We start from the raw sequence: 4033 nt of genomic DNA on the forward strand, positions 1-4033 counted from the left end.
ATGTGCGGTTACACCAGGTTTGATCATATCGATGGCTGCTTGTTGAGCTTCTAACGTCAAGTGGTAGATTTCTTTTTTGAAATCATCCGGTTTTCCAACCGCGACGGTACGGGTCATATCTGATGCATAACCATTGACCATACAGCCAAGGTCAAAGAGCAAGAGAGCATTGTTTTCGACTTTATTGCTTCCAGGAATTCCGTGTGGGTTAGCTGCATTATTCCCCGTCAAGACCATCGTTTCAAAGCTCATTTCATAGCCCAAGCGTTTGATGCCAAAGTCGATTTCTGCCACGATATCAGTTTCTGTTTTATCCAGTGAGATGGCGTCAAACCCCATATTGACAGCCTTATCTGCGTATTGACCGGCCACCAACATCTTTTGGATCTCATCAGCAGATTTGATCAAGCGCATGCGGTTAATCCGTGGTGTTAAGTTAGTAAATTCCGCTTTTTCAAAGACAGTGCGCAAACCATTGTACTTGGTCAGAATCAAGTTATCATATTCAAGTGCAACGGTTTTGGCATCTGGTTTTGCGATAGCCCCTTTAATCTTTTCCCAAGGGTTTTCAGAATCCACATAGCCAACCACTTGGAAATCGACAACTGCAGTTGCCCGTTCCACTTCAAGTGCAGGAACGAAGAGAAGGGGTTCGTGGTCTGTGTAAACGAACAAGAAGAGTTGACGTTCGTGGGGATCACTGTAAAATCCAGTCAGGTAATTGATCGTGACAGGATCGGATACAACAGCGACATCTGTTTTTTCAGTTTCAAGAAAATCGACGATTTGATCTAATTTAGACATAATGCTACCTTCTTTCTATGGATCTATTTTGTCAAATTTTCCTCAAAAAAGCAAGAGTTTACAAAATTTTACCAAAATACTTGAAAGTGTTTACAATCCATGATAAAATAGGATTAATTAGAGAGTGAAAACGAAATTTTCAATAATGAAAGGAAATCTTATGAATACAGACGATACAGTAACGATTTATGATGTCGCCCGTGAAGCAGGGGTTTCAATGGCAACCGTTAGTCGTGTAGTGAATGGAAATAAGAACGTTAAAGAAAATACACGTAAAAAAGTATTAGAAGTGATCGAACGCTTGGATTACCGTCCAAATGCTGTTGCGCGTGGTCTTGCCAGCAAGAAAACCACAACAGTCGGTGTTGTGATTCCAAACATCACGAACAGCTATTTCTCTACATTGGCTAAGGGGATCGATGATATTGCCGAAATGTACAAGTACAATATTGTTCTTGCAAATAGCGATGAAGACGATGACAAAGAAGTTTCAGTAGTAAACAACCTCTTTTCAAAACAAGTGGATGGGATCATTTTCATGGGCTATCACTTGACTGAAAAGATTCGCTCAGAATTTTCACGCTCTCGTACGCCAGTTGTCCTTGCTGGGACAGTGGATGTTGAACACCAATTACCAAGTGTCAATATCGACTACAAGCAAGCGACCGTTGATGCTGTTACACAGTTGGCAAAACACAACAAGAAAATTGCTTTTGTAAGTGGCCCATTGGTGGATGATATCAATGGAAAAATTCGTTTGACAGGCTACAAAGAAGCTTTGAAAGCGAAAAAATTGAGCTACAGCGAAGGACTTGTCTTTGAATCCAAGTACCGTTATGATGAAGGTTACAACTTGGCAGAACGCATCATTGCGTCAAAAGCAACAGCTGCTTTTGTGACAGGTGATGAATTGGCTGCAGGTCTCTTGAACGGTTTGTCTGATCACGGTATCAAAGTACCAGAAGACTTTGAAATCATTACTAGTGATGATTCACAAGTCACTCGTTACACGCGTCCAAATCTATCAACGATTGGCCAACCTTTGTATGACCTGGGTGCGATCAGTATGCGTATGTTGACCAAGATCATGCACAAAGAAGAGTTGGAAGAACGCGAAGTGTTGTTGTCTCATACGATCAACCAACGTGGAACGACGAAAAAATAAGGATTAGTAGACTAGAGTCTCGACTAGGGAAGACGTGTCTACTAGTCTGAGAGGCTAGAACAGAACTGTTCTAGCCTCTTTTTTATACTGCAAACAGGTAGAGACTTGCTGGGCACTCTTTATTTCGGTATAATAGAAGGTATGAAAGTTTTACTGTATTTAGAAGGAAAATCCGTATTACAAAAATCAGGAATTGGTCGAGCCTTGCAGCATCAAATGCATGCGCTTGATTTGGCTGGGATTCCGTATACGACAGATATTTTAGGAGATTATGATGTGGTGCATATCAATACCTATGGCCCACGGAGTTTCCTTTTGCTCCATGCAGCAAAGCGTCGTGGAAAGAAAGTCATCATGCATGGCCATTCAACCCGTGAGGATTTTGAAAATTCCTTTATCGGGTCTAACTTTTTTGCGCCCTTGTTTGGAAAGTATTTGGCTCACATGTACCAAAAGGCAGACTATGTGATCACGCCATCTGAATATTCTAAACACCTGATTCAGTCTTATGGGGTGACCACACCGATTATCGCGGTCTCCAATGGAATTGATTTGGAAAAATACAAGAAGGATCCGAAAAAAGAAGAGGTCTTTCGAAAGCATTTTAAGATCCAAGAAGGCCAAAAGGTTGTCATCTGTGCAGGGCTTTATTTTAAACGCAAAGGGATTGAAGATTTCGTAGAAGTGGCCCGTCGCATGCCGGATGTTCGCTTTATTTGGCTAGGTTCTATCAACAAATGGATCATTCCGCGTAAGATTCGTCGTATCGTGGAAAAGGATCATCCGAGTAATGTGGAATTCCCTGGCTACTTCAAGGGAGCAGTCTTCCAAGGGGCTATGACGGGTTCAGATGCTTTCTTCTTCCCATCTTATGAAGAAACAGAAGGAATCGTTGTTTTGGAAGCCTTGGCCAGTCATCAGCACACGGTCTTGCGGGATATTCCCGTATACAATGGCTGGATCGACGAGACGTCATCTGAATTGTGCCACAATGTAGACGAATTTGTGGATTCCTTGAACAAGGTCTTGAACGGACAAGTAGACAAGCGGGAGGCAGGCTACAAGGTCGCTGAAAGTCGTTCGATTGACTTAGTGGCTTATCAATTGGTCGAAGCCTATCAAACAGTTTTGGAGATGTAAGATGCGTGTAGGGTTATTTACAGATACCTATTTCCCGCAAGTTTCGGGAGTAGCGACCAGTATTCGGACGCTCAAAACAGAATTAGAAAAATTGGGACACACGGTCTTTATCTTTACGACAACGGATAAAGATGTCAACCGCTATGAAGATTGGCAGATCATTCGGATTCCAAGTGTGCCTTTCTTCGCCTTTAAGGACCGCCGCGTTGCTTATCGTGGCTTCTCAAAGGCGCTTGCCATTGCCAAGCAATACCAGCTGGATATTATCCATACCCAGACTGAGTTTTCACTGGGCCTTTTGGGAGTGTGGATTGGACGCGAGTTGCGGATTCCAGTTATTCATACCTACCATACCCAGTATGAGGACTATGTCCGCTATATTGCGAGAGGTATGGTCATTCGCCCAAGTATGGTCAAATACATTGTGAGAAGTTATATGAATGATCTGGATGGAGTGATCTGTCCTAGTGAGATCGTCTATGACTTGCTCCAAAAGTACAAGGTCAAGGCAGAAAAACGCATTATTCCGACAGGGATTGATTTGGCCAAGTTTGACCGACCGGAAATCACTCCGACAGAGACAGCAGCCCTTCGTGAAAAATATGAAGTCGCAGAAGATGAAACGCTTTTATTGAGCCTGTCGCGGGTCTCCTATGAAAAGAATATTCAGGCTGTTATCGCGGCCCTTCCTGGTGTCCTCAAGGTCAATCAAAAAGTTAAGTTGATCGTGGCTGGAGATGGTCCTTATTTGGATGATTTGAAAAAACAAGCGGCGAAACTGGGGATTTCAGATGCGGTTGTCTTTACAGGGATGATCCCACCAAATGAGACAGCTCTCTACTATAAAGCGGCTGACTTCTTTATCTCAGCTTCAACGAGTGAGACGCAAGGATTGACCTATTTAGAGAGTATTGCAAGTGGTAC

4 protein-coding genes are annotated in these 4033 nt (G+C 42.9%); 3 read left to right on the forward strand and 1 reads right to left on the reverse strand.

Going from position 1 to position 4033, the window contains the following annotated elements:
* Positions 1-804, reverse strand: an 804-nt coding sequence (locus tag SPADD19_RS01690; protein ID WP_241496394.1) for a M24 family metallopeptidase, incomplete at its 3' end; no start/stop codon positions are given.
* Positions 805-964: 160 nt separating this feature from the next.
* Between SPADD19_RS01690 and ccpA the strand changes: the two genes are divergently transcribed.
* The 3 genes from ccpA to SPADD19_RS01705 form a co-directional block, all read left to right on the forward strand.
* Complete coding sequence (gene ccpA / locus SPADD19_RS01695) at positions 965-1969, forward strand: catabolite control protein A (protein WP_021153619.1); 1005 nt, start codon at positions 965-967, stop codon at positions 1967-1969.
* A gap of 141 nt (positions 1970-2110) precedes the next feature.
* Positions 2111-3109, forward strand: coding sequence for an LTA glycolipid anchor biosynthesis glycosyltransferase, IagA/BgsA family (locus SPADD19_RS01700; RefSeq protein WP_061455043.1), 999 nt, complete (start codon positions 2111-2113; stop codon positions 3107-3109).
* Between the two features lies 1 nt (position 3110).
* Positions 3111-4033 (forward strand): glycosyltransferase (locus SPADD19_RS01705; protein WP_241496395.1); only part of this gene is annotated, 923 nt, incomplete at its 3' end.

This window comes from Streptococcus parasanguinis, from assembly GCF_001578955.1.
In the GTDB taxonomy this organism is placed as follows: domain Bacteria; phylum Bacillota; class Bacilli; order Lactobacillales; family Streptococcaceae; genus Streptococcus; species Streptococcus parasanguinis_U.

What these genes read in the sequence shown, in the direction of transcription:
- ccpA (WP_021153619.1), top strand. Translation starts at nt 965, where the DNA reads ATGAATACAGACGATACAGTAACGATTTATGATGTCGCCCGTGAAGCA.
- SPADD19_RS01700 (WP_061455043.1), top strand. Translation starts at nt 2,111, where the DNA reads ATGAAAGTTTTACTGTATTTAGAAGGAAAATCCGTATTACAAAAATCA.